The organism is uncultured Campylobacter sp. (genome assembly GCF_938018035.1).
In the GTDB taxonomy this organism is placed as follows: domain Bacteria; phylum Campylobacterota; class Campylobacteria; order Campylobacterales; family Campylobacteraceae; genus Campylobacter_B.
The window spans coordinates 1-2,102 of sequence record NZ_CALIJF010000105.1 but is presented as its reverse complement, the minus strand read 5'-3'; the positions used below and the strand labels follow the sequence as shown (position 1 = coordinate 2,102).

Here is a 2,102-nt window from a genome sequence, read left to right as displayed (position 1 = left end):
CGCGCCGCCGTGCAAAAAATAGAGGCCGAAAGGGTAAAACACGCTTAAAATTACGGTAGCTGTTTTTAAAAATATCGTTCGTCGCAATCTCTGTAATCCTTAAATTTAGCCGCAAGGGCTTAGTTTCTGCCGCGGCGGTTTTTGTTTTACCGCGGCTGGCTAGGCTTTTGCTGCTGCGATTTTGGTTTTGCCGTGGCGGTTTTTGGTTTTGTTGCTAGCAGCGCGATCGTTGCGATCTATACCGCGCCGAGATATTTTAAATTTAGCTTCGGCTTTCAAATTTTAGGCGCTATGCTTTTAAAATTTAAATTTAGCCTTGCTCGCCGCATTTAAATTTCAGCAGCGCCGCTTTTAAATTTAGCTGCGTCCTAATTTAACTCGCACCGCTGGGCTTGCAATCAAATTCACTAAATTAAATTTAGCCGAAATTTTAAAATTTTGAAATTTTATGAAAACAGCGACCGCAAAAGAAACAACGCCTTTAAAATTTCAAAATTTTGCTAAAGCTTGCAGATTTAAATTTTAAAATTTTGATCTGCAAAGCGCTTTACATGCTAGCTCAAAAGCGGCAAATAAGCGGATTTTGTGCCGTGCCGCCTAAGCGCTAGCCAGCAAAAGCCGCGCACCTTTGATTAATATTTGCCGCACGCTCCGAATCGCCGCGCGCCGTAAAATAAACGACGCCTATGTTATCCGCTCGCCCGCTGCCCCGTGCCGCCGCAAAGTAAACTGCCAAACCGCAACGCACGCGATCTTGCCGCGCCGCACGGCGAAATTTAACTCTCGCCGCCCGTAGTCTCCACGCCCGCGCCCTGATCGAGCTTCGCGGCTACGGCATCCACGATGTCGCCGAGAGTTTGGATATTTTTAAAATCATCGGGCATCAGCTTATAGCCGGTGTTTTTCTTGACGTAATCGACCAGATCGATCGCGTCGATGCTGTCGATTTGCAGATCCTCGTAAATTTTAGCCTCAGGCACGACCTTGCTCTCGTCGATCTCGAAAAGTTCCACGAGCGCCTTTTTTAAAATTTCAAAAATTTCATCTTTGCTCATTTTTACTCCTATTTTCGGCGATGTATTGCGCCAAAGACGCAACGGATGAGAAAATTTGCTTTAAATTTTGGGTTTTTGAGTTAAGCACGATGCCGTATTTTTTCTGCACCAAAAGCCCGAGCTCCAGCGCATCGACCGAATCGAGCCCGAGCCCGTCGCCAAAAAGCGGCTCATCGTCATTTATGTCGCCGGGCGCTACGTCTTCGAGGTTCAGCCCCGAAATAATCAGCTCCTTAAGCTCCAAAATTTCTTCGTTCACAGATTCTCCTTTTCATATAGATTTGATATTTTTTCGTAGAGTTTGCGCACGCGGATCGGGTTTGGGCGATCCGGCTCAAAGACCTCAAGATCTAGCACGCACAGCTCGTAGAGGTCGTATTTCATCCGAACCTCGGGCGTATCGTACCATACTTGTCCTTTTTTTAGGCTTTTAGGATCCATTTTTATCGCGACGCAATTCATATTTTTTGCGAAATTTATCGCGATATAAAACGCCGCTTTGTGCATGGCGATGCGATCTGCGGTGCGCGTGCCCTCGGGGAAGATGATTAGGCTTTCTCCTCGCGCAAGGGCGCTGTGGCACGCATCTATCATCGCTTCCGAGCCGGTGTTTGGGATGTAGCCCGCGGCTGCGATGGCGGCGGAGAGGAATGGGTTTTTGCATAGGCTTTCCTTGACTACGCAGTTTGCGCGCCGCACGTGAGCTAAAAAGATCACCACGTCAAGCAGGCTAGGGTGGTTTGCGATGATGAGAGTGCCGCTAGGCGGGAGCTTGCAGCGCCAGTTCACGCCGATGCTGCCGTAAAGTCGCGCGAGCAGCAAAAATATGCGCCACGAGATCATTATAAAATCGCGCACGAAATTTCGCACGACCTCTATGCGGTTTAACCGCAGCAGCGCTACGGGGAGGAAGAGTAGGTTACCCATCATACACAGCGCGCCGAAGCTTGCGAAGCACAGCGCGATGCCGATCTGCTTGATTTTGCGCCTTAGCGGATCTGTCTGCTTCATCGCGCGGCGCCTCTTTCGGCGGGGATTTCGCAGCAG

At 49.2% G+C, this 2,102-nt stretch carries 4 protein-coding genes; 1 reads left to right on the top strand and 3 read right to left on the bottom strand.

All coding sequences use genetic code 11. The features are described 5' to 3' along the window. Nucleotides 1–141 precede the first annotated feature (141 nt). Nucleotides 142–333, top strand: coding sequence for a hypothetical protein (locus tag Q0257_RS03295; protein ID WP_298021500.1), 192 nt, complete (start codon nucleotides 142–144; stop codon nucleotides 331–333). Between the two features lie 443 nt (nucleotides 334–776). Here the strand turns inward: Q0257_RS03295 and Q0257_RS03290 are convergent, their stop codons facing one another. The 3 genes from Q0257_RS03290 to Q0257_RS03280 form a co-directional block, all read right to left on the bottom strand. Then, nucleotides 777–1,055 carry an acyl carrier protein gene (locus tag Q0257_RS03290; protein ID WP_177388709.1) on the bottom strand — a complete coding sequence of 93 codons (279 nt, stop codon included), beginning with the start codon at nucleotides 1,053–1,055 and terminating at the stop codon, nucleotides 777–779. Further along, nucleotides 1,042–1,314, bottom strand: a complete 273-nt coding sequence (locus Q0257_RS03285; protein ID WP_298021497.1) for a phosphopantetheine-binding protein — start codon at nucleotides 1,312–1,314, stop codon at nucleotides 1,042–1,044. Before Q0257_RS03285 ends, Q0257_RS03290 begins: the two co-directional genes overlap by 14 nt. Further along, a partial coding sequence (locus Q0257_RS03280) for a lysophospholipid acyltransferase family protein (RefSeq protein WP_366517492.1) occupies nucleotides 1,311–2,102 on the bottom strand: 792 nt, incomplete at its 5' end. The genes Q0257_RS03285 and Q0257_RS03280, both read right to left, overlap by 4 nt.

Bases quoted from the DNA above. Each gene is read 5' to 3' on its own strand.
- Q0257_RS03290 (WP_177388709.1), bottom strand. From the start codon at position 1,055: ATGAGCAAAGATGAAATTTTTGAAATTTTAAAAAAGGCGCTCGTGGAA.